Below are 20,929 nucleotides of genomic sequence, written 5' to 3' on the forward strand. Positions count from 1 at the left end.
CCACCATCCAATGGCCGGCGTCAGCGAACGGGCGCCGGCCATTATTCTTGCCACACGCCGCCCGCTGCCCGGGGCGGAGCTTCGCTGTTGCCGGTCAGCCCCGGGACGGATCCAGCTGGGCGGCGGCCGCCGCCTGGAGGTCCGGGTCGCCGGTGGCCATGGCATACAACCCGTAGTTGATCGGACCGGCCGAAACCAGTTCGGCACAATGTTCGGCCAGCCGCTGCGGCACCCGGCCGCCCGCTTCCCGGAAGGTCCGCACGGTCAATTCGAAGGCCTCGGGGGTGGACATCATGTAGTGCAGGCTGAAGTCCAGGGCCGGATCCCCCACCCTGGCGCTCGTCCAGTCCAGCACCGACCGGATCTCGGCGTTCTCGTCCAGCAGCAGGTGGGCCGGGTACAGCTCGCCGTGGCTGAAAGCGGTGAAGTCCGGCCAATAGCTGTCGTCGCCCAGCCAGGCGTCCCACCGTCGCAGCAGGTCCGCCGCCACCCGGAACTCCGATCTCACCTTGTCCAGGTTGGTTCGCATCTCTTGACGGACCTCGGCAGCCGTCAAAGCCGGGATGCCGGCCTGCCGCGCCTCGTCCGCGCTGATGCGCTGCAGCTGGGCGATCAGCCGTCCCAACGACGCCCAGTAGGCGGGAGACTCGCGGTCGAAGTGCCAGACGGGCTCCCCGTCCTCGAGCGTCAGGCCCGGCTCGCCCGGCAGTTCGGGGTAGGCGATCAGGCCACGGTTTCGGATCCGCCAGTCCGGCACCGCGGCGGAAATCCTGTTTTTGACCAGGTTCAGGATGCTGGCCTCGTCGGCCATCTTCGATGCGACGTCAGGCCGCCGCGGGATCCTGAGCACCCACCTCTTGCTGTCATGGGCGGTGGCATAGGCCACCAGGTAGTCCAGGCCTGCTTCGTTGAACCGGACGGAGCGTGGATCGATGGCCAGCCCGTTTTGTGCGGCGAGGTCGGCGACGGAGTCCGGTGTGTAGTCGTGCGCTGCGCTCATGGGTACCTCCGGTCGGCTGTGTGCCACTGTAGCCACAAGCCCGTGCGGAGGCCATGCCCGCCGGCCACGGCGCCTGCCCGGCCCTTAATGCCCCCGCCGTACCGCCGCCATCACTGCGGCAAGCACGACGGCGGTGCCCCGCCCCGCGTGGGGAGGCACCGCCGTCGACGGTTCCCGGAGGACGGCCGTCCTCTTCGGTCAGCCGCGGTCCGCCACGTCGTCGGCTGCCACTCCCTGGCGCAGGGTGGCGCCGCGGAAGAACTCCGGGTTGCGCCGGTACATGAGCACCATCAGCACCGCCCCGAGCAGGATCACGCCGCAGCCGAGCACGAATACCAGGCCCAGGCCGCCGATCGAAGAACCGGAACCGTAGGCAGGATCCATCGAGTCCACGGCCGTCTGCACGAACATCACCAGCAGGATGACCCCTCCCAGCAGCGGCGCCAGGAACTTGAGCCCGAAGCCGCGCAGCGAGGCGAAGGCATCGGCCCGGAAGTACCAGACGCACGCCAGGGCGGTGACGCCGTAGTAGAAGCAGATCATCATGCCCAGCGCGGTGATGGTGTCCCACAGCGCGTTCTCGGACATGATCCGGGTGACGGTGTAGAAGCCGCCGGCCGCCACCGCGGCCGCGACGGTGGCGTAGCTGGGCGACTTGAACCTCGGGCTGATCGTGGCGTAACCGGCCGGCAGCGCCCGGTAGTGGCCCATGGCGAGCATGGTCCGGGCGGGCGAGACGAAGGTGGACTGCAGCGACGCGGCCGAACTGCTCAGCACGGCCAGGGACATCAGGATGGCGAACGGTCCCATCACCGGGCCGGCGAGCGTGGCGAAGATGCTCTCCTGGTTCTCCGGGTTGCCGGCGCCCAGGCCTTCGGTGCCCACGCCGGCGTAGGCCAGCACGGCCAGTGCCACGGTCATGTAGATCACGACGATGACCATGATGGTTGCCGCGGCGGCACGGCCCGGCGTCTTCTCCGGGTCCTTCGTCTCCTCGTTCATGGTGAGGGTGACGTCCCAGCCCCAGAAGATGAAGATGGACAGTGAGATGCCGGCGGCGAAGGCCGAGAAGGATTCGACGCCGAACGGGTTGAACCAGTCGGCCGAGATCTCCAGCGCGTCGAACGCCGTCCCTCCCGCCACGTGGCCGAAGGCGGCCACGGCGAACCACACGAGCACCACGACTTGGAACGCCACCAGCACGTACTGGAAGGTCTTGGTGGTTTCCATGCCCCGGTACGAGATCCAGCAGGCCAGGCCGATGAAGATCCAGGTGGTGGCGATGTTCAGCGGCAGGTTGTTGGTCAGGTCGGCGAGCGCTGCGTTGCCGGTGAGCTGGGCGAGCATCAGGTAGAAGAAGTCGACCGCCACCGCTGCCAGGTTGGAGAGCACGATCACCGTTGCGGCGATCAGGCCCCAGCCGCCCATCCAGCCCACCCAGGGGCCGAAGGCACGGGTGGCCCAGGTGAAGGACGTGCCGGAATCCGGCATGGCGTTGTTCAGTTCCCGGTAGCCGAGGGCCACCAGCAGCATCGGGATGAAGCCCACCAGGAAAATCGCCGGCAGGTGCACGCCGACCTCGGCGATGGTGGGGCCGAGCGCCCCGGTCAGCGTGTACGCCGGGGCAATGCAGGAGACGCCGATGACGACGGCGCCGAGCAGGCCGACCGAACCGGATTTCAGGCCCTTCCGGCTCAGTCCGCCCGCGGTGCGCCCGGGCTTGGTGATGGTAGTGGTCATGGTCATGCCTCCTTGCGGCCGGCGCCGTCGGAATTTTCAGGCCCCGTGGGCTCGCCGGGATCTTCGGTAAGTTGTGGGGCGCCCAGGTAGCCGCGCGGGACCACCACCATGGGCACCGGCAGCGCGCGCAGCACCTTGCTGGCCGTCGCCCCGAGGAACAGGCGGTTGTGCGGCGCCAGCCGGCTGGAGCCGATCAGCATCACTTCGCCGTCGTCCCACTCCAGCGCGTCGATGGCGTCTTCGATCGAGCGGCCCTCGGCGACGCCGGCGGTCACCCGGCCGGGCAGCACCGCTTCTGCCTCTGCCAGCCGGTCCTTCACGTGGGTTTCGGCGCGGGACACCGCGTCCGCGTCGGAGGAATCCAGCGGCACCAGCGAGAGCAGCCGCAGGTCCAGGTCCCGCCGATGGCCGGCGTTCAAGGCGACCTGCATGACCTCGTCCGCCCCGGCCCGGTTGCCGATGCCCACCGTGATCCGCGAGACGGAGTCGGTGCGCCGGTAGCCGCGCGGCGCCAATGCCACGGGGACCGTGGACGCGTGGAGCAGTCCGCTGGCGACGGTGCCGACGCTGAAGCGGCGGAAAACACTGTTGCGTCCGGCACCGATCACGATCAGCGCCGCGCCGAATTCCTCGGCGGCGGCAAGCAGGCCCTCGGCGTTGGAGTCGGCGGGGCGAACATGGGCGCGGGCCGGAACGTCGTCGGGCACCAGGTCCAGTCCCTCGGCCAGCCACTGCCGGATCTGGTCGGAGAGGATCCCGCCGAAGCCCGATTCGGGCCGCGGATAGGCGCCCGAGTAGGGCGAGGATTCGGGCAGCACCATGACCAGGTCGAGGCTGCCGCCCTGCCGGCGGGCCAGCGCCGTCGCGAGGTTGACCGCCTCGCGTCCGCTGTCAGTGGCGGTGTAGGCCACAACATAGCGCCGCATGCCTAGCCCTCCCGGCCGGCAGCAGGGATGAGCTCACCGGCGTCGGCCGTGTGTGCCGCGAGGATGCGGGCGGCGGTCGCGCGGCCCATCCGCACTGCGCCGTCCACGTGCTGGTAGCCGGCGCCGGCCAGATCGGAACAGGACCAATGGATCGGTCCGACCGGGGTCGACTGGTCCTTGCCGTAGCGGGACAGGCCGCCCAGATCGTAACTGGAGGCGTAGGCGCCGCGGGTCCATTCCTCTGACCCCCAGTCCGACTCGTAGTACACCACCGGGGCCAGCGCGGCCGGGCCCAGGTAGTCGGCGATTGCGGAGAGGATCGCGGCCTTGCGCTCCCCCGCGCTGAGTTCGAACATCGCGTCTGCCTTCTCATCGCTCACGAAGCCGACCAGGGTGCCGCGCGAGTCGCCGTGGTTGGTGTTGTCGTACACCTCCTGGACCACCGAGTTGGCGCCGAAGCACGTTCCCGAGAGGCCGTCGGCCCGCCAGAACGGCGTTTCGTAGACGGCGTGGACCTTGATCACCAGGCCCAGGGACTGGTGCTGGTGCATCTGGTGCTGCCGGCGCGGCAGCGGCGGGTCGTAGGAGACACGCGAATACAGGTTCGGCGGCACGGCCATCACGGCGTAGCGGGCCTCCACGGTGACGCCGTCCGCGGTGGCGGTCACGCCGTCGTCGTTCCAGCGCAGCGCGCGCACGGGTGCGTTGAGCACGACGTCGTCGCCCAGTTCGGCGGCCAGGCGCACGGAGACCTCCTGCATGCCGCCCACCACGCGCTTGTCCAGGATGAATTCGTCGTCGACCAGGTTGCTGAACGAGCCGGCGGACGCGGCCATCAGCACCGCCTGCAGCACCGAGAACGAGTGCGCCGGCTTGGTCAGCATGCCGCCGGCCACGAACAGGCCGATGTTGTTGCAGGCTTCCTCGTCCGCGGACTGCTGGCGCAGCCACTGGTCGAAGGAGATGGTGTCCAACTCGCGGGCCTTGGGGTGCGCCCACGGTTCGTCGGCGCCGACCTCGCCGGCCAGGGCGTCCAGCAGCCCGATCAGCCGGTTCATCTCGGACTCCGTGGAGGCGCTGACCGGGAACATGGCGCCGGTGTAGCGCTTAGCTTCGCCCGTGGGGTCCAGGTAGATGCTCTCGCCGTCGCGGTAGCGGCTGTAAGTCTCGAGCCCCAGCTCGTCGAGCAGCTCCAGCAGGGCCGTCTGGTCCGGTGAGACCCACTGTCCGCCGATTTCGAGCATGGCTCCGTCCACCACGTCGGTCCAGGTCCGGCCGCCCACGCGGTCACGCGCCTCCAACACGGCCACGGACATGCCCGCCCGCTTCAGGTCCCAGGCCGCGGTCAGCCCGGAGGGCCCGGCGCCGATGACTACTACGTCCCGCTTCAACTTACTCACTGTATTCAACTCCCATTCGTGCCGTGGCGGTCCGGCCGCTTGGTACCTGGCCCCGCCCGCTAAATGAACGACATTCATTTAGCGTCAACACTGTAACCCGTGCCACAGCGTTTTGGAAACCGGTGCCTCCACGGACGTTCGGAAAGCGTTGCGTAGGATGGCCCTACAGGCCGCACCGCCGCGGCCCGCACGGCCGAGGGAAGAGGGAGCCCGTGGTAACAGCACGCCCAGCCGGCGAGGACGCCTCCGTCCGGAACGGGAACCGCCCCGCCGGACGCCCCGTGCAGAAACTGCTGTCCAAGGAACTGATGACGACGGCGGCGCTCGGCCTGATCGAATCGCGCGGCTACGAGGGGCTCACCATGTCGGCCCTGGCGCGCACCCTCGGGGTGGCACCCTCCGCGCTCTACAACCACGTGGCGTCGAAGCACGACGTCCTGCTGCTCCTTCAGGACCATGTGATGGCCGGCGTGGACGTGAGTGTGTTTTCCGACCTGGAGTGGGCGGACGCGGTGCGTCGCTGGGCGTGGTCCTACCGCGACGCCTTCACCCACCACGCCCCACTGATTCCCGTGATCGCGGTGCTGCCCGTCACCGGCGCACCGCACACGCTGGCCATGTACGAGGCCGTTACCGCCGGCTTCCTGAAGGCCGGCTGGCCGGAGCCGCAGGTCGTGCCGGCAATCGTGGCCCTGGAGTCCTTCATTTTCGGGTCGGCCTTCGACGTGACCGCGCCGGCAGACATCTTCGAATCGGGCGAGCTCGCCGCGGCCAACCCGGCCTTCACCTCCGCCGTGCGGTCGCAGGACGCCGGCCCCGCTGGCTCGGCTGCCGACGCGGCCTTCCGGCTGGGCCTCGAGGCGCTGATCGCCGGCCTGGAGATGCAGCTCGAGGCCGCTCGCTCCGCCTGACCCCGGCACGCCTGTTCCGCCTGGCCACGGCACGCCTGTTCCTGGCCACGGCACGCCCGCTGCAGCCCCGGCACGCCCGCTCCACCTGCCCCGGCACGCCAGCCTCATCCCCGGCGCGCCTGCTCCGCCTGCCCCCCCTGCCCCGCTCGGCCCACGATCGAGAAGTCAGATAACGCCCCTTCCAGGCCCGAAAAGGGCGTCATCCGAATAGTCGATGGTGCGTGGGGATAGTTGGCCTGCGGGAGCCGGCAAGGGGACGGCGGCGGCCGGGTGGTCCTTTCGACGAGCGGAAGCGGGACTTCCGAGCGGGCGGAAGGGGCGTCTTTCGTGCCCGCCTTTTCCGCAGGAAAAACCATTAAACCGCAGCGAAAGTGCACCGTTTACCCATGCAGGGAAGCATTCCCCGGCAGGTGTCGCAGGATAGGCAAAAGCCAGCCGTTTGGGGGCTTCCGGCTTGCTAATTTTCTTGAAGAGCTGGCGAGGTGCCAGCCAGCCGCTGGCCAGAATGCCAGCGATTCAATCGCACAGGAGTTCTCATGCTTTCCATCATCGCCACCCTCCAGACCCTCGGTTTCACCGTGAAGAACCGCCTGCGGCGCGAGGAGACCGGCGCCACCGCCGTCGAATACGCCCTCATGGTTGGCCTCATTGCCGTCGTCCTCATCGCCGGCCTGACCATCTTCGGCCCTCAGCTGCGTGACTTCTTCGGCACGCTCGGCACCAAGTTGAACATCACCGGCGGCACCGCTCCGGCCGGAGGCTAATCCCGGATTGGACAAATCCACCTCCTGGGTGGCTGGGACGGAGGCACGGTTTCCTCCCGTCCCAGCCACCGAACCGTGAAAGAGCAACACATGAAGCGCATGACATCGGAACGCGGAGCGGCAGCCGTCGAGTTCGCCCTGGTCTTGCCCGTTCTGTTGTTGCTGCTGCTGGGGATCGTCGAGTTCGGACGCGTCTACAACGCCCAGATGCAGCTCACCGCAGCTGCACGGGACGGCGCGCGCGTCATGACCATTAACGGCACGGCGTCCAGCGCGGCGGAATCCCGGGCGGCAGTGATCGCCTCAGCCCCGGCTCTAAACCCGCGGATTGCACCTGAGCAAGTCACCGTCGCCGTTTCCCCCAGTGCCACCGGTTTCTGTGTGCCCGGCTCGGTCGCCACCGTCACCGTGGCCTACCCCATGAATTTTCTGTCCGGCCTCTTCGGGGCCAGCATCACCTTGACCGGCAAAGGAGTCATGCAGTGCAGCGTCTGAGCGACGAACGCGGCGCCACCGCCGTCACCACCGCACTTTTCATGGCGGTCCTGCTCGGCATGGCCGCGATCGTCCTTGACATCGGGGCCCTGTACTTCGAGCGCGCCCAACTGAAGAACGGCGCCGACGCCGGCGCGCTGGCCGTCGCCCAGAACTGCGCGGCAGGTCACTGCGATGCGGACTTCACGGCCCTCGCCACCTCGCTCGCGAGCCAGAACGCGAACGACGGCCTGGCCAACGCCAGCGTCCAACTGGACCCTGCCGCCGCCACCGCCACCGTCACCACCACCACCCGGTCTTCCGACGGCCACTTCCTGGCCCAACACTTCGCGCCCATCCTCGGCCTCGGCGACTCCGCCTCCATCACCACCGAATCCCGGGCCCGCTGGGGAGCCCCCGTCGCCGGCACATCCGTCCTCCCCATCGCCATTTCCTATTGCCAGTTCCTGGGCATGCTCGACGGCGGCCTGCAGCGGGTGGAATTCAACCCGAACGGGCTGAACAACACGGCTGGATGTTCCAGCTCAACGGTGCCGGGCAGCACCGGCGCGGCCTATACGATCCCGGGCGGCTTCGGCTGGCTGAAGCAGGATCCGGCCCGCCCGTGCCAGGCCAAGATCAACCTCGGCGCGACCGGCCTTCCGGGCTTCCCGGTCGATCCCGAAGTCGCCAGCGATACGGGTAACGACGTGCCGTCCGCCTGCAAGCAGACCAACATGCTGCAGCAGATTGCCGGCACCACCGTCCTGTTGCCGCTGTATGACAAGGTCGGCGGCCAGGGGACGAGTGGCTGGTACCACGTCATCGGGTTCGCGGCCTTCAAGGTCGCCGGCTGGAATTTCAGCAGCACGTCCCATAACAACCTCAGCCCGGCCTCCGTCCAGTGCACCGGCAACTGCCGGGCACTCATCGGAGAGTTCGAAACGTTCGTGACGCTCGACGCCGGCGAACAAGACTTCATCTTCGGCGGCGCCAACAACACCTTCGGCGCCTCCCTCGTCACGCTTGTCCATTAGGAGCACCGTCGGTGAAAAAGAGAATTATCGGGGCCATAGCGGCCCTGCTGATGGCCGTCGTCGGAACCATGATGGTCCTCGCCTACATCGGCAGCGCCGACCAGCGCGCCCTGGCCGGCACCGAGACGATGGAGGTCCTGGTGGTCGCAGAGAATGTGCCGGCCGGCACGCCCGCCGAAGAGCTCGGCGCGTACGTTGCGGCTGAGCTCGTTCCGGCCAAGGTCGCGGCGGCCGGGGTGGTAACGGACGTGCAGAAGCTGGCCGGACAGGTCGCGACCGTCGACCTGCTCGCCGGCGAACAGCTGCTGGCCGCCCGCTTTGCCCCGCCCGCGGACCTGCAGGAACCGGGGACCGTGGCCGTCCCGAAGGGCATGCAGGAGGTCTCCATCTCCCTGGAGCCGGCACGCGTGGTCGGCGGGCAGTTGCAGGCCGGAGACACCGTCGGCGTCTTCATCTCCATGGAAGGCCCGGGCGACGGCAAGGGCGTCACACACTTGGAGCTGCATAAGGTCCTGGTCACCCGGGTCCAGGGCGTGGCGGTTGCCGCCGAGTCCGGCAATGCCACCGTCCCCGCGAACAACGTGCTGGTCACCCTGGCGGTCATGGCACCGGACGCCGAAAAGATCGTGTACGCCCAGGAGTACGCCCGCACCTGGCTCTCGAAGGAACCGGCCGACGCCAGCGAAAAGGGAACGCGCCTGGTGGACAGCGACGAGGTCTACGAATGAGCCGCTACGTACTGGTGGGCACCGACGCCGGCTTCGAACAACGCTTCGCCGCCGCCGCGGTAGGTTCCCTGGCCGGCCATACCCAGCTGTGGAACGGCGCGGGCCTCCCCACCGAACCCAACGATGTCTTCGCCGTGCTGTCCAACCCGCAGCTCCTGGATGCCGTGGTGCTTGGCCCCGGGCTGGCCACCGGTCAGGCGCTGGCCCTGGCGGCCGAATTCGAATCCCAGCGGCCCGAGATTTCGGTGCTGCTGATCGCGGCGCCGAGCCCCGACGTCGTGCTGGCCGCCATGCGCACCGGCATCCGCGACGTCGTGGCTCCCGGCGCCGATGTCCGCGATATCGCCGCGCTGCTGCACCGCGCGGTACGCAGCGCCACCCACCGGCGGCACAGCGTACCCTCGTCCGATGGCCAGGCCGCGAACGGCCGCGTCGTCGCCGTCGTCTCGCCCAAGGGCGGCGCCGGGAAGACCACGGTGGCGACCAACCTCGCCGTCGGGCTGGCCGCCGCCTCGGAGCAGCAGACCGTCATCGTCGACCTGGACCTGCAGTTCGGCGACGTGGCCAGCGCGCTCTGCCTGGAGCCGGAACATTCCCTGGTCGACGCCGTGCAGCCGCACGCACAGAAGGACAGCATTGTGCTCAAGTCTTTCCTGGCCCGGCACCCCAGCGGGCTGTATGCGCTGTGTGCACCGCCGTCCCCGGCCGATGCCGACCAGGTCACCGGCGAGCAGGTATCGCTGCTCCTCGACCAGTTGGCCGCACAGTACGCGCACGTCATCATCGACACGTCCCCGGGGCTGTCGGAGCACACGCTGGCCGCGCTGGATCGCGCCACGGACTATATCTTCGTGGGCGGCATGGACGTTCCCAGCATCCGTGGGCTCCGAAAGGAGCTCGAAATCCTGCGCGAGCTGGGCATGGAACCGCTCACCCGCCACATCGTGTTGAACGGGGCGGATCCGCGCGACGGGCTCACCCGCCGCGATGCGGAGACCACCCTCGGCTGCAAAGTCGACGACGTCATCCCGGACACCCGCGCGGTCCGGATTTCCACCAACCAAGGCGTGCCGGTGCTCGAAAGCGCCCCGCGCGATCCTGCGGCCCGCGCCTTGCACAAGGTGGTGGACCGCTTTGCCCCCGCCCCGGCCGGCCTGCTCAAGCGCCGCGGTCGTCACCGAAGAGGATAGCCATGAACCTTGCCCAACGGCTTCAGGCAGTGCACGGCACCGCCCCGACAGCTCCCCCCGCCCGCCACCATGCCGCCGCGCCCGCTGCCCCCGCCACCACCGCGCCGGCACCGGCTGCTTCCGCATCCGCTGCTCCGGCGACGACGACGACGGCGACGGCGACGACGACGACGGCGACGGCGGCGACGGCGACGGCGGCGACGCCGGCGACTGCCTCGTCCACCCTGGCCGCGGCGCAGCCGGCCGCTGCCGGCCGCACGGCTCCCCCGGCCGCCCTTCCCCCGGCCCAGGATGCCCTGTCCAAGATGAAGGAACGTGCGAGCACGGTCCTCTTCGAACGCATGGGATCACGCCTGCTGGATGCTTCCCTGGACGAGGACAAGCTGCATCTCGTGGTGCAGCAGGAGCTTGCCAAGGTGGTCGAGGAAGAAGAAAATTCGCTCAGCCACCTGGAGCGCCAGCGCCTGATCCGTGAGGTCAGCGACGACGTGCTCGGCTACGGTCCGCTGCAGCCGCTGCTGGAGGATCCGGACGTCTCCGAAATCATGGTGAACGGACCCGACATGATCTACGTGGAGCACAAGGGCAAGCTCTCGCGCAGTTCGGCCCGCTTCCTGTCCGAGGACCAGCTGCGCCGGGTCATTGAACGCATCGTGTCCAGGGTCGGCCGCCGGATCGACGAATCGTCGCCGCTCGTTGACGCCCGCCTGGCCGACGGCTCGCGCGTGAATGCGGTCATCCCGCCGCTGGCAGTCAACGGGTCCTCCCTGACCATCCGGAAGTTCGCCGCAGACCCCTTCCAGGTCCAGGACCTCATTGGTTTCGGCACGCTCTCCCCGGAGATGGCCGCGTTGTTGGACGCCTGCGTCCGGTCACGGCTGAACATCATCGTCTCCGGCGGCACCGGCACCGGAAAGACCACGCTGCTCAACGTGCTCTCCTCCTTCATTCCGGCCGGCGAACGCATCGTCACCATCGAAGACGCCGTAGAACTGCAGCTGCAGCAGGACCACGTGGTCCGGCTGGAAAGCCGCCCGAGCAACATCGAGGGCAAGGGCGCGATCACCATCCGCGACCTCGTCCGCAACTCGCTGCGCATGCGCCCGGACCGGATCGTGGTGGGCGAGGTCCGCGGCGGAGAAACACTGGACATGCTCCAGGCCATGAACACCGGGCACGACGGATCGCTGTCCACGGTGCATTCGAACTCCCCCCGGGACGCCATCGCGCGCCTGGAGACCCTGGTGCTGATGGCCGGGATGGACCTGCCCCTGCGCGCGATCCGGGAACAGATCGCCTCCGCGGTGGACGTCATCGTTCAGTTGACCCGCCTGCGCGACGGTACCCGCCGGGTAACGCATGTGACCGAGGTACAGGGCATGGAAGGCGACATCGTGACGCTGCAGGACGCCTTCGTCTTCGACTACAGCGCCGGTGTGGATGCCAGCGGCAGGTTCCTGGGCAAACCCATGCCAACCGGGGTTCGTCCCCGGTTTACCGACCGGTTCCGGGAACTGGGCATCGACCTGCCGGCCGACATCTTCGAGCCGGCCGCCGGCCCGTTGCGCCCGCAGGCGGCGACGCGATGACCCCGGCGGTCCTGGTTATAGGAATGCTGTGTTGCTACGGCTCGCTGGCCTTGCTGGTGTCGGCCGCCTTCGGCACGCGGTCCCTGCGGCTTTCGGCGTCCCGCCGTGGCGCCCCGGAACAGGGCTCCCGGCTCAGTGACGTGGCCGCCCGTTCCACCGCCACCATCGAACGGCTCCTGGCCCGCCGCCGGGAAGCCCCGGCGATGGCCGGCGCCCTCGAAGCCGCCGGGCTGAGGCTCAGCCCCGCGGAACTGGTGGTCCTGGTTTTGTCCGGCGCCGTGGTCGGCGCGGCCCTCGGGCTTATGCTCGCCGGGCCCGCCGCCGGCCTGCTCCTGGCCGTTGCGGCCCCGGCCGTCGCCAAGGCGGTCCTGGTCTTCCGCGCCGGCCGGCGCCGGGCGGCCTTCGCCGACCAGCTCGACGACACGCTCCAGCTGCTGGCCAGCGGCCTGCGTGCCGGCCACAGCCTGCTGCGCGCCGTGGACGCGGTTTCGGCAGAATCGGCGGCACCGACGTCCGAAGAGCTGCGTCGGGTGGTCAACGAAACGCGGCTGGGCCGAGACCTCGGCGAATCGCTGCACGATACTGCCGACAGGATGGGCAGCGAAGACTTCCACTGGGTCGCCCAGGCCATCGACATCCACCGCGAGGTAGGTGGCAACCTGGCCGAGGTCCTGGACCAAGTGGGCCAGACGATCAGGGAGCGCTCCCAGATCCGGGGCCAGGTCAAGGCGCTCAGCGCCGAAGGACGGATCTCCGCCCTGGTCCTGATGATCCTGCCCTTTGGCCTCAGCGGGTTCCTGTTCGTGTCCAGCCCCGGCTACCTGGACAGTTTCACCCAGAGCCCGCTGGGTTTCTCCCTGCTGTTCGTGGCCGGAGCACTGCTCGTCGCGGGCGGGCTGTGGATGCGCAAAGTCGTCAGCTTTAAGTTCTAAGTTCAGCACCGTAAGTAAAGGAGTCCGCCGATGCCGCTGACTGTCATGGTGGCTGCCGCAGCCCTGGTGCTGTCGCTCCCGCTGTTTGCCTGGTCCCTGCTGGGCGGCAAGCATCCCCAGCACGAGGCCATCCGGGCGAATCTGTCCCGTGGCCTGGCCGGGCCGCGCGCGGTCAAACGTAAGCGCGGGCGCCGATTCGAGGCGCTGGCCAGCCGGTTCACGCCGGCAACCTTTGCCCAGCGCTTGGAACGCCAGCTGGCGCTGGCCGGACGTCCCGAGGCCTGGCCGCTGAAGCGGCTCATGGCCGCCAAGATCGTACTTGCCGTGGCAGGCATTGTAGTCGGGCTCCTGTACGTCGCAGCCGCATCCAAGGGGTCCAGCGTCCTACTGGCCATCGTCATCGCCGTCGTCGCCTACTGCCTCCCTGATCTTCTGCTGCACAGCGCGGGCCAGAAACGCCAGGCAACGATTAGCGAGGAACTGCCGGACACGTTGGACCAAATGACCATCGCCGTGGAGGCCGGCCTGGGCTTTGACGCGGCGGTCGCCCGGGTAGGAGCGAACGGTTCCGGTCCGCTGGCCGCCGAACTGATCCGCGTCCTGCAGGACATGCAGGTGGGCCGCTCGCGCCGCGAGGCCTACGACTCGCTGGCCGGCAGGACCACCTCCAACGACCTGCAGCAGTTCGTTCGCGCCGTCATCCAGGCGGACGCTTACGGCGTTTCCGTCTCCGGCGTGCTCCGCACGCAGGCGGCCGAAATGCGCGTCAAGCGGCGCCAGCGCGCCGAGGAAAAGGCCATGCAGATCCCGGTCAAGGTAGTCTTCCCGCTGATGTTCTGCATACTCCCGGTGCTTTTTATCGCGCTGCTCGGCCCTGCGGCACTGAACATCATCGCCACCCTGGGCGGCTGACGAGGACCGGCAGGCACGTCGGCATCCTCAGCAATCCCGCAACATTAGCCAAAGAAACCGGAAAACCGGCAGACCCGCCCGACATCGGAAAGTAGTCTCGAACCATGCCCATCCCATCCACCCACTGTGCACCGACCGGGCCGGCCCCGGCCGGGACCCGCCGCGTGCGGCGCCTGCCATGATGGCCGCTGACCAGCACCACGTCCTGCCGCTGGTTGACCGCGCGGTAGTGGAGGACCTCGGCGACGGTTTGGCCGACCACGGCATCGCCCGCGGCTTGGTCCAGGACTTTTCCGAGGCATGGCCGGAACGGTTTAGCTGCCTGGAGACCGCGTTGGACAGCCAGGACCGGACCGATTCCTTGGACGCAGCACTCAGCCTGAAGACCGCCTCGATGATGGTGGGTGCCAGCCGACTGGCCTGGCTGGCCGGCGAGGTGGAGGCTCATATTCGTGCGGCGGATTTCGCAGAGGCAGCCGCCCTGCTTGGTCTCATCCAGCAGTGCGGTGCGGCCACGGTGAGCGAAATGCAGGGCATGAGGGCCGAGCCAGGAGCACCCGCTACACCTGGCGATCCGGCGCCAGCCGATAACCGATTCCCCGCACCGTAACGAGCCAGCGCGGGCGGTGCGGATCTTCCTTCAGTTTGCGCCGCAGATTGCCCACGTGGACTTCGATCGCCCGCTCATCGGCTTCGCTGATATAGGCGTCCTCGGGGTAATAGTCCCCGCGCACTACCTTGACCAGCTCCGCCTTCGAGCGGACCGCCCCCGAACTGCGCAGCATCTCCTGGAGCACGTTGAACTCGCTCCTGGTCAGCCGCAATTCCTCACCCTCGCGCGACGCCGTACGGCGATCGGAATCGAGGACGAGCCCATTGTGCTCGAGGATTCTGCTGTCGGCGGGCGGGGCCGCCGGCAGCGGCGGTGCGTTGGCCGGGATGGCTTCCAGCGGATGGGGGGTGCGGGGCCGGCGCATCATCGCATGGATCCTGGCCCGCAGCTCGCGGGGACGGAACGGTTTGGTCATATAGTCGTCTGCGCCAAGCTGCAACGCCGTGAGCGTGTCGAGTTCTTCGTTCCTGCTGGTGAGCATCACGATGTAGCAGTTGCTGAACTGGCGGATCCGCCGGAGCACTTCGAAGCCGTCGATGTCCGGCAGCGAGATGTCCAGGGTGACGACGGTGGTGATCCGTTGCCGCACGGCATGGATCCCTTCCCGCCCGCTCGCGGCCGCCTGCACGTCGAATCCTGATTGCAGGAGGACGGCGCTCACAAGATTGCGGATGTCCACGTCGTCTTCAATCACTACGGCCGCACCCGGGTCACTCATTCTGCATCTCCTCCCTGCGGTCCGCGTCGGGCTGCCCGAAGGCCATCCGGGCCTCTGCAGAAGCCCGATTCTCTGATACTCCTAGAGGTTAATCGATTCTTTCTACTGTGAGCCTATGTCGGGCAGTGATGTGATGAAAGGGTGACCAACGATCCACGGAGCCGAGGGACCTAAAGGAACAAGGGCTGTGGCCTGTGAGCGGGTCCGGTGACCGTGCTGTTACCCCTCCTGCTTGCCGCGCTCGGAGCCCTGGCCGGCTGGTGCGTCTTTGCACTCGCCCACCGGGAGGACCGCACGGTACTTCCTGCCGCGTGGCGCTGGCCGATGGCGGCCGCAACGGGCATCCTCTGCGGCCTCCTGGCTCCGGCCCGGGAAGCCGCAGAGCTTCCCGCCTTCGGCCTTCTCGCCGTCCTGGGCGTGCTGCTGGCCGCGATTGACCTGCGGCATAAGTTGCTGCCGAATCGCGTGGTCCTTCCGTTCCTGGGGACGGCAGTGGCACTGCTGCTCCTGCCTGCCTTGACGGGCTCCGCGTGGCAGCCGGTCATGGCCGGGCTGCTCGGCTCGCTGGCGATGTTTGCCGTCTACCTGCTGGCGGCTTTAATCAAGCCCGGCGGCATCGGCATGGGAGACGTGAAGCTTGCTGCCGTCGTGGGCCTGTATGCCGGCTACGACGGCGTAGCGGCCTGGGTGGCCGTGCTGCTGGGGGCGTTCCTGCTAAACGCGGCGGCCATTATCCTGCTCATGCTGGCCCGCGTGCTTAAGCGGGATTCGGACATCCCATTTGGCCCGTCCATGATCACCGCCACGCTCGTGGTCGCGCTGGCCGGCCCGCTGCCCGGATAGCCCCGGGCTTACAACAGCCGGCGGGCAGCGTCCGCGGAAGTGACGGTGAACATTTCCGGTTGCCGGAAGCCGCGCGAAGCGAACGCCCGCAAGACCGCATCCCGCACCGCATCCACCTCGTTTGCCGGGACCAGGGCGACGGCGGAACCGCCGAATCCCCCGCCGGTCATGCGGGCACCCAGGGCGCCGTTCGCCTGAGCGGTCTCTACAGCCAGGTCCAGCTCCGGACAGGAAATTTCGAAGTCATCGCGCATGGAAGCGTGGCTGGCGTCCAGCAACCGGCCGACGGCCGCGGGCCCCTCGGAGCGCAGCAATTCCACGGTCTCCACCACGCGCGCGTTCTCGGTAACGATATGCCGGGCGCGGCGGAAGGTCTCATCGTCGAGCAGCCGTTGAGCTTCCGGCAGCCGGTCGAGCGGTACGTCGCGCAGCAGCGGCACGCCCAGGGCTTCCGCGGCCCGGTTGCAGGAGTCGCGGCGGCTGGCATAGTCGCCGGTGGCATGGGCGTGCGAAACCTTGGTGTCCATGACCAGGCAGGCCAGGCCCGCAGCCTCGAGGTCCAGCGGCACCAGTTCCACGGCTTCGCTGCGGCAGTCCAGAAACACCGCGGACCCGGCCGCCCCGAACAGGGAGGCGTACTGGTCCATGATGCCGGTGGGCGCGCCGACCACCTCGTTCTCCGCGCGCCGTCCGGCGGCAGCCAGCCCGGCCCGATCCAATCCCGCGAGCTCCGGCCCCGCCCTATCCGGCCCCGCATCCGCCCGCCGCCCTCCCACCAGTTCGGCCAGGCCGAGGGCTACCGCGCATTCCAGCGCGGCGGACGAGGACAAGCCGGCGCCGACCGGAACGTCCGAATCCACCAGCAGGTCGAAGCCGGGCAGGCGTACCCCCGCCTGCCCCAGCGCCCAGGCCACGCCCAGCGGGTACGCCGACCAACCGGAAACCGAGCCGGGGCCAAGATCGTCCAGCCCGATCTCCACCGCCTCGGCGCCCGGCAGCGCCGAGGCCACCCGAACGGTGCGGTCGCCGCGCACGGCGAGCGCCGCCGTCGTGATCTTGTCGATGGCGAACGGCAGCACGAAGCCGCCGTTGTAATCGGTGTGTTCGCCGATCAGATTGGCCCGTCCCGGTCCTGCCCAGACCCCGTCCGGGCGGCGCCCGAACCGTGCGGCGAAGGCGTCGGCGGTGCGTGCGGCCAAAGCTTCGGCGGTCACGGGGCCTCCCCGCCGGCGCCCCCGCCGGCGGCCCGAGTCCCTTCGTCCGCCGCGCGTGTCCCGCCCGGGCCGCCGCTGCCGGCACCCGGTATGCGGCCAGGATCCGCCTCCCGCAGCGCGGCGGCCACCTGCTCCGGCAGGGTGTCGTTGATGAAGGCGCCCATCGCTGCCTCGGAGCCCGCCAGGTACTTCAGCTTGTCGGCGGCCCGTCGCGGCGAGGTCAGCTGCAGGTGCAGGTAGCCCGCTTCCCGCAGCGCCCGGGCGACCGGCGCCTGGTGCCAGGCGGCGATGTACGGGGTCGGGCTGTCGTAGAGCGCGTCGAACCGGCCCAGCAGCTGCGGGTACAGCACCGCCAGTTCGTCCCGCTCCGCGCCCGTGAGCCCGGCGAGATCCGCGATCTGCCGGTGCGGCACCAGGTGCACCTCCAGCGGCCAGCGCGCGGCGAACGGCACGTAGGCGCTGAAGTGTTCGCCTTCGAGAACCATCCGGGAGCCGTCGGAGCGCTCACGGCCGAGCACCGCCCCGGTCAGCGTCTGCCGCCCGCCGGTGGCCTCGAAGTGTTTCCGGGCCGCCGCCGCCATGGCCGCCCCGCGCGGGGGCAGGTAGGAGTAGGCGTAGATCTGACCGTGCGGATGGTGCAGCGTCACGCCGATCTGGGCGCCGCGGTTTTCGAAGCAGAAGACCTGGGCAATCCCGTCCGTCGCGCTGAGCGCCGCGGTCCGGTGCGCCCACGCGTCGATCACGGTGCGCACGCGGCGGGTGTCCAGCCCGGCGAAGGATCCGGTGTGCGCCGAGGTGAAGGAGACCACCTCGCAGCGCCCGCCGGCGGTGTAGGCGCGGCCCCACTCCGGGTCCTCGGGCGTTGCCAGCAGGTCCGGCCCGAGCGACGGAAACCGGTTCTCGAACACGGCCACGTCATAGTCGGCCGCCGGGATTTCGGAGGCGTAGTCCGGCGTGCTCGGGCACAGCGGGCACGCGTCCGCCGGCGGCAGGTAGGTGCGGGTCTGCCGGTGCGCGGCCAGCGCCACCCACTCCCCCGTCAGCACGTCGTAGCGCAACTCCCCCACCGGCGGCCGCTCCGGCAGGTCCCGGGTGTCCTGCGAATCCCGCGGAACCGGCCGCGCGCCGTCGTCGAAAAACAGCAACTCCCGGCCGTCCGCCAAACGGGTCGCGGTCACCGCGGTGACCGGGTCTCCTCCCGGAACAACGACGGCGGTGCCCGCCCCGGGCTGGGCCCGATCCACGGTGCTTCGCTCAGGCACGGCGCCGCTTCGCCGCACAGGTCACGCAAAATTGTGCTTCCGGCCGGATCTCCAGGCGTTCGCGCGGGATGGGGTTGCCGCACGAGGCGCACGTCCCGTAGGTGCCGGCCGCGAGCCGGGCCCGGGCGGCGGCGATGTCCGCCAGCGCCTTTTCCGTGCTGGCCAGCAACGCCACTTCGCGCGCACGTTCCAGCGTGGCCGTGGAGCCCTCGGGGTCGTGTTCGTCGTCGGCCGGGACGTCCCGGGTCGCCGCGGTGACCTCGGCAATGTCGACCGTGAGGCGCTCCACCTGGGCGCGGTCCGACGCCTCGCGGGCGTCCAGCAGCGCGGCGAAGTGCTCCACATCGTCGTGGGTCAAGCTCTCGCTCATCTGTGCCTCCCGTCGGCCGGACGGTCCGGCAGGTCCGGACCAGGGTGCCCCTAGAATACGCCGTTGCCGCGGTACATGGGGTGGACGCCTGTCACGGGACACTCCCCGCCGCGGCGGCGGTCCGGTCAGCCGGTGGCGGCCGGGCCGGGTCAGCCGGTCAGCCGGCCCCGTCAGCCGTTATCCGGTCAGCCGGTCAGCCGTTGAGCTTGCCGGCCATCCGCTCCCGCATGGCCACACTGGCCGAGTTCAGCCCGATGATCCGCACGTCCTTGCCGTGGGCGCGGTACTTCTCGGTGATCGCGTCCAGTGCCGCCACGGTCGAGGCGTCCCACAGGTGCGAGGCGTGCATGTCGATGATGACCTTGTCCGGGTCCAGTGCGTACTGGAACTGGGTGTAGAGGTCGTTCGAGGACACGAAGAAGAGCTCGCCGTCGACCACGTAGGTGGCTGTCTCCTCGCCGTTCAGTTCCAGCACCGTCCGCTCGACGGTCACCAGGTGCGATACCCGGTTGGCGAACAGCACCATGGCGGTCAGCACGCCGAGCCCGACGCCGATGGCCAGGTTGTTCGTGGCGACGGTGGCGATGACGGTGACGAGCATGACCGCGGTCTCGCTCTTCGGCATCATCTTCAGGGTCGAGGGTTTGATGCTGTGCCAGTCGAACGTCGCCCAGGACACGAAGACCATCACGGCCACCAGGGCCGCCATCGGGATCAGCGCCACGATGTCGCCGAGAACCACCACGAGGATGAGCAGGAACAGGCCGGCGAGGAAGGTGGAGAGGCGGGTGCGGGCTCCGGAGGCCTTCACGTTGATCATGGTCTGGCCGATCATCGCGCAGCCGCCCATGCCCCCGAAGAAGCCGGTGATGATGTTCGCGGCGCCCTGGCCCAAGGACTCGCGGGTCTTGTTGGAGCGGGTGTCCGTGACGTCGTCGACCAGCTTGGCCGTCATCAGCGATTCGAGCAGCCCCACGAACGCCATCGCCAAGGCATACGGGAAGATAACCTTCAGGGTTTCCAGGGTCAGCGGTACTGCCGGGAAGAACAACGCGGGCAGGCTGTCCGGCAGCTCGCCCTTGTCGCCCACGGTCGGCACCGCAACCGAGGCGAACACCGTGATCAGCGTCAGCACCACGATGGCGACCAAGGGCGCGGGAACCGCGTTGGTCAGCTTCGGAAGACCGAAAACAATCGCCAGCGCCAGCGCGGTCAGCGGGTACACCAGCCACGGAACGCCCAGCAGTTCAGGCACCTGCGCCATGAAGATCAGGATGGCCAGCGCGTTGACGAACCCCACCATCACCTGCCGCGGAATGAACCGCATCAGCTTGGCGACGCCAAGCGCCGCCAGCAGCACCTGGAACACGCCGGCCAGGATGACCGCCGCCACCAGGTAGTCGAGGCCGTGGCTTTCCACCAGCGGGGCAATCACCAGCGCCACCGCGCCGGTGGCAGCTGAAATCATCGCCGGGCGGCCGCCCAGGAACGCGATCGAGACAGCCATGGTGAAGGAGGCGAACAGCCCGACGCGCGGGTCCACCCCGGCGATGATGGAGAACGCGATGGCCTCGGGGATCAGGGCCAGCGCGACCACCAAACCGCCGAGCACTTCCGTCTTCAGCAGCCGCGGCGACTTGAGGGTGCGCAGCACGGACTGGCGCTCCTCGGGAGTCAGCTCAGGCCGGGCAGCGGCGGTTGTCGTGGGCATGGGGGCTCCATTCGCATCCTGAAGGCGGCAGGCCTTCGCGTACATCTAAAGTCTGGGGGCGCGGCGATGCGCGGGGAAGTAGTCGACGGACAAGAACGTCGATATCGGTTACAACCCTAACCTAACGTAAGGGTAGAGTTGTAACCGGGTGACCACGGGAGGGATGGACCATGAGCAAGGCCGAAAGTACCGCGTCGGGCACGCGCACGATGCACATCGGCGAACTCGCGGAGGCCACAGGCCTGTCGCTGCGGACCATCCGCCACTACGACGACATCGGGCTGCTGCCGGCCACCACGCGCACCGAGGGCGGCTTCCGGGTCTATACCCAGTCGGATCTGGACCGTTTGCTGATCATCCGCTCCATGAAACCGCTTGGCTTCACGCTGGAGGAGATGGCCGAGCTCCTGGACATCATCGACGTTTTAGCCGACGGCGCCGTCCATCCAGCCGAACGCAAACTCTTGCAGGACTACATCGGGCGCGCCGACGAAAAACGCAACAAGCTCGCCCTGAACCTGACCCGGGCGGACGAGTTCATCAGCGACCTGCGCGGGCGGTGACCGCCGGTCCCGCCCGTTCGGACCCCTCCCCC

Annotated in this window: 22 protein-coding genes; 12 read left to right on the forward strand and 10 right to left on the reverse strand. The window is 68.8% G+C overall.

Features of this window, described 5'->3' with window-relative positions; genetic code table 11:
* Positions 1–94 precede the first annotated feature (94 nt).
* The 4 genes from AC5RVV_RS11675 to AC5RVV_RS11690 form a co-directional block, all read right to left on the reverse strand.
* Positions 95–1,000: a macrolide 2'-phosphotransferase gene (locus AC5RVV_RS11675; RefSeq protein ID WP_494001553.1), complete on the reverse strand. Its 906-nt coding sequence runs from the start codon at positions 998–1,000 to the stop codon at positions 95–97.
* A gap of 198 nt (positions 1,001–1,198) precedes the next feature.
* Complete coding sequence (locus AC5RVV_RS11680; RefSeq protein WP_494001875.1) at positions 1,199–2,740, reverse strand: APC family permease; 1,542 nt, start codon at positions 2,738–2,740, stop codon at positions 1,199–1,201.
* Positions 2,741–2,742: 2 nt separating this feature from the next.
* Positions 2,743–3,666 (reverse strand): universal stress protein, encoded by a 924-nt coding sequence (locus AC5RVV_RS11685; protein ID WP_494001554.1) that lies wholly within the window; start codon positions 3,664–3,666, stop codon positions 2,743–2,745.
* A gap of 2 nt (positions 3,667–3,668) precedes the next feature.
* Positions 3,669–5,066: a flavin monoamine oxidase family protein gene (locus AC5RVV_RS11690; protein WP_494001555.1), complete on the reverse strand. Its 1,398-nt coding sequence runs from the start codon at positions 5,064–5,066 to the stop codon at positions 3,669–3,671.
* Positions 5,067–5,278: 212 nt separating this feature from the next.
* Between AC5RVV_RS11690 and AC5RVV_RS11695 the strand changes: the two genes are divergently transcribed.
* The 6 genes from AC5RVV_RS11695 to AC5RVV_RS11720 all read left to right on the forward strand — a co-directional run bounded on the left by AC5RVV_RS11695 (position 5,279) and on the right by AC5RVV_RS11720 (position 10,170).
* Complete coding sequence (locus AC5RVV_RS11695) at positions 5,279–5,977, forward strand: TetR/AcrR family transcriptional regulator C-terminal domain-containing protein (protein ID WP_494001556.1); 699 nt, start codon at positions 5,279–5,281, stop codon at positions 5,975–5,977.
* Positions 5,978–6,513: 536 nt separating this feature from the next.
* Positions 6,514–6,741, forward strand: a complete 228-nt coding sequence (locus AC5RVV_RS11700) for a Flp family type IVb pilin (RefSeq protein WP_494001557.1) — start codon at positions 6,514–6,516, stop codon at positions 6,739–6,741.
* 90 nt (positions 6,742–6,831) lie between these two features.
* A complete protein-coding gene (locus tag AC5RVV_RS11705; RefSeq protein WP_494001558.1) occupies positions 6,832–7,236 on the forward strand; it encodes a TadE/TadG family type IV pilus assembly protein in 405 nt (134 codons plus the stop codon).
* Entirely contained in the window at positions 7,224–8,252 is a 1,029-nt protein-coding gene (locus AC5RVV_RS11710) for a pilus assembly protein TadG-related protein (RefSeq protein WP_494001559.1), read from the forward strand. Before AC5RVV_RS11705 ends, AC5RVV_RS11710 begins: the two co-directional genes overlap by 13 nt.
* An 11-nt stretch (positions 8,253–8,263) precedes the next feature.
* A complete protein-coding gene (gene cpaB / locus AC5RVV_RS11715; protein ID WP_494001560.1) occupies positions 8,264–8,980 on the forward strand; it encodes a Flp pilus assembly protein CpaB in 717 nt (238 codons plus the stop codon).
* Entirely contained in the window at positions 8,977–10,170 is a 1,194-nt protein-coding gene (locus AC5RVV_RS11720) for a CpaE/TadZ family protein (protein ID WP_494001561.1), read from the forward strand. The genes cpaB and AC5RVV_RS11720 overlap by 4 nt, the downstream gene beginning before the upstream one ends.
* Positions 10,171–10,192: 22 nt before the next feature.
* Here AC5RVV_RS11720 and AC5RVV_RS11725 read toward each other — a convergent pair whose 3' ends face one another.
* A complete protein-coding gene (locus AC5RVV_RS11725) occupies positions 10,193–10,513 on the reverse strand; it encodes a hypothetical protein (RefSeq protein WP_494001888.1) in 321 nt (106 codons plus the stop codon).
* Between AC5RVV_RS11725 and AC5RVV_RS11730 the strand changes: the two genes are divergently transcribed.
* The 4 genes from AC5RVV_RS11730 to AC5RVV_RS11745 all read left to right on the forward strand — a co-directional run bounded on the left by AC5RVV_RS11730 (position 10,395) and on the right by AC5RVV_RS11745 (position 14,213).
* Positions 10,395–11,759, forward strand: coding sequence for a TadA family conjugal transfer-associated ATPase (locus AC5RVV_RS11730; RefSeq protein ID WP_494001876.1), 1,365 nt, complete (start codon positions 10,395–10,397; stop codon positions 11,757–11,759). The genes AC5RVV_RS11725 and AC5RVV_RS11730 overlap by 119 nt on opposite strands.
* Positions 11,756–12,691 carry a type II secretion system F family protein gene (locus tag AC5RVV_RS11735; protein WP_494001562.1) on the forward strand — a complete coding sequence of 312 codons (936 nt, stop codon included), beginning with the start codon at positions 11,756–11,758 and terminating at the stop codon, positions 12,689–12,691. The genes AC5RVV_RS11730 and AC5RVV_RS11735 overlap by 4 nt, the downstream gene beginning before the upstream one ends.
* Before the next feature lie 30 nt (positions 12,692–12,721).
* Positions 12,722–13,603: a type II secretion system F family protein gene (locus AC5RVV_RS11740; RefSeq protein WP_494001563.1), complete on the forward strand. Its 882-nt coding sequence runs from the start codon at positions 12,722–12,724 to the stop codon at positions 13,601–13,603.
* A gap of 178 nt (positions 13,604–13,781) precedes the next feature.
* Positions 13,782–14,213 carry an Hpt domain-containing protein gene (locus AC5RVV_RS11745; protein WP_494001564.1) on the forward strand — a complete coding sequence of 144 codons (432 nt, stop codon included), beginning with the start codon at positions 13,782–13,784 and terminating at the stop codon, positions 14,211–14,213.
* On the opposite strand, the gene AC5RVV_RS11750 is transcribed toward AC5RVV_RS11745, so the two are convergent.
* Positions 14,164–14,934 (reverse strand): response regulator transcription factor, encoded by a 771-nt coding sequence (locus AC5RVV_RS11750; RefSeq protein ID WP_494001565.1) that lies wholly within the window; start codon positions 14,932–14,934, stop codon positions 14,164–14,166. The two genes, AC5RVV_RS11745 and AC5RVV_RS11750, sit on opposite strands and share 50 nt — an antisense overlap.
* A 213-nt stretch (positions 14,935–15,147) precedes the next feature.
* On the opposite strand from AC5RVV_RS11750, the gene AC5RVV_RS11755 reads away from it, so the two are divergent.
* Positions 15,148–15,777, forward strand: a complete 630-nt coding sequence (locus AC5RVV_RS11755; protein WP_494001566.1) for a prepilin peptidase — start codon at positions 15,148–15,150, stop codon at positions 15,775–15,777.
* Positions 15,778–15,785: 8 nt separating this feature from the next.
* Here AC5RVV_RS11755 and galK read toward each other — a convergent pair whose 3' ends face one another.
* From galK to AC5RVV_RS11775, 4 genes are all read right to left on the reverse strand, one after another.
* Positions 15,786–16,991, reverse strand: coding sequence for a galactokinase (gene galK, locus AC5RVV_RS11760; RefSeq protein WP_494001567.1), 1,206 nt, complete (start codon positions 16,989–16,991; stop codon positions 15,786–15,788).
* Positions 16,988–18,169 (reverse strand): galactose-1-phosphate uridylyltransferase, encoded by a 1,182-nt coding sequence (gene galT / locus AC5RVV_RS11765; protein WP_494001877.1) that lies wholly within the window; start codon positions 18,167–18,169, stop codon positions 16,988–16,990. The genes galK and galT overlap by 4 nt, the downstream gene beginning before the upstream one ends.
* Before the next feature lie 76 nt (positions 18,170–18,245).
* Positions 18,246–18,623 (reverse strand): TraR/DksA family transcriptional regulator, encoded by a 378-nt coding sequence (locus tag AC5RVV_RS11770; RefSeq protein ID WP_494001568.1) that lies wholly within the window; start codon positions 18,621–18,623, stop codon positions 18,246–18,248.
* Between the two features lie 193 nt (positions 18,624–18,816).
* The gene (locus AC5RVV_RS11775) at positions 18,817–20,334 is read right to left on the reverse strand and encodes a SulP family inorganic anion transporter (RefSeq protein ID WP_494001569.1); all 1,518 of its coding nucleotides are present in this window, start codon (positions 20,332–20,334) and stop codon (positions 18,817–18,819) included.
* Between the two features lie 170 nt (positions 20,335–20,504).
* On the opposite strand from AC5RVV_RS11775, the gene AC5RVV_RS11780 reads away from it, so the two are divergent.
* Positions 20,505–20,897: a MerR family transcriptional regulator gene (locus tag AC5RVV_RS11780; RefSeq protein WP_494001570.1), complete on the forward strand. Its 393-nt coding sequence runs from the start codon at positions 20,505–20,507 to the stop codon at positions 20,895–20,897.
* The last annotated feature ends 32 nt before the right edge of the window (positions 20,898–20,929 follow it).

The organism is Arthrobacter sp. MDT2-34-1 (assembly GCF_059091365.1).

What these genes read in the sequence shown, in the direction of transcription:
- AC5RVV_RS11775 (WP_494001569.1), bottom strand. Translation starts at nt 20,334, where the DNA reads ATGCCCACGACAACCGCCGCTGCCCGGCCTGAGCTGACTCCCGAGGAG.
- AC5RVV_RS11750 (WP_494001565.1), bottom strand. Translation starts at nt 14,934, where the DNA reads ATGAGTGACCCGGGTGCGGCCGTAGTGATTGAAGACGACGTGGACATC.
- AC5RVV_RS11735 (WP_494001562.1), top strand. Translation starts at nt 11,756, where the DNA reads ATGACCCCGGCGGTCCTGGTTATAGGAATGCTGTGTTGCTACGGCTCG.
- AC5RVV_RS11680 (WP_494001875.1), bottom strand. Translation starts at nt 2,740, where the DNA reads ATGACCACTACCATCACCAAGCCCGGGCGCACCGCGGGCGGACTGAGC.
- AC5RVV_RS11725 (WP_494001888.1), bottom strand. Translation starts at nt 10,513, where the DNA reads ATGCGTTCGAAGAGGACCGTGCTCGCACGTTCCTTCATCTTGGACAGG.
- AC5RVV_RS11770 (WP_494001568.1), bottom strand. Translation starts at nt 18,623, where the DNA reads ATGAGCGAGAGCTTGACCCACGACGATGTGGAGCACTTCGCCGCGCTG.
- AC5RVV_RS11685 (WP_494001554.1), bottom strand. Translation starts at nt 3,666, where the DNA reads ATGCGGCGCTATGTTGTGGCCTACACCGCCACTGACAGCGGACGCGAG.
- AC5RVV_RS11720 (WP_494001561.1), top strand. Translation starts at nt 8,977, where the DNA reads ATGAGCCGCTACGTACTGGTGGGCACCGACGCCGGCTTCGAACAACGC.
- AC5RVV_RS11780 (WP_494001570.1), top strand. Translation starts at nt 20,505, where the DNA reads ATGAGCAAGGCCGAAAGTACCGCGTCGGGCACGCGCACGATGCACATC.
- AC5RVV_RS11745 (WP_494001564.1), top strand. Translation starts at nt 13,782, where the DNA reads ATGATGGCCGCTGACCAGCACCACGTCCTGCCGCTGGTTGACCGCGCG.
- AC5RVV_RS11705 (WP_494001558.1), top strand. Translation starts at nt 6,832, where the DNA reads ATGAAGCGCATGACATCGGAACGCGGAGCGGCAGCCGTCGAGTTCGCC.
- AC5RVV_RS11675 (WP_494001553.1), bottom strand. Translation starts at nt 1,000, where the DNA reads ATGAGCGCAGCGCACGACTACACACCGGACTCCGTCGCCGACCTCGCC.
- AC5RVV_RS11700 (WP_494001557.1), top strand. Translation starts at nt 6,514, where the DNA reads ATGCTTTCCATCATCGCCACCCTCCAGACCCTCGGTTTCACCGTGAAG.
- AC5RVV_RS11740 (WP_494001563.1), top strand. Translation starts at nt 12,722, where the DNA reads ATGCCGCTGACTGTCATGGTGGCTGCCGCAGCCCTGGTGCTGTCGCTC.